General features: G+C 62.1%; 1 protein-coding gene. It reads left to right on the forward strand.

The features are described from left to right. The coding region (locus SLQ31_RS29420) for a hypothetical protein (RefSeq protein ID WP_319437728.1) at positions 1-264 on the forward strand (264 nt) is incomplete at both ends.

The raw sequence follows: 264 nt of genomic DNA on the forward strand, positions 1-264 counted from the left end.
GATTTTGGCGGCGTTGCAGGCGAAGTTCCCTGGTGCTCCGGAGATTCCGGCGTCTGAGTTGTCGGGGTTGCGGACGTTGCAGGATGTTGTCGACACGGTTGCGGACTTCGCCGCGCCCGCTGCTCCTGGTGCTGCGGTAGCGGTTTCGGCTGCTCCGTCGGTGTCGGCGGGTGATGTGGTGTTGTCGATTGTTTCGGAGAAGACGGGTTATCCGGTTGACATGCTCGGGTTGGGCATGGAGATGGAGGCCGAGCTGGGGATTGA

Origin of the sequence: Mycobacterium sp. RTGN5, from assembly GCF_033804465.1 — a bacterium.
Classification (GTDB): domain Bacteria; phylum Actinomycetota; class Actinomycetes; order Mycobacteriales; family Mycobacteriaceae; genus Mycobacterium.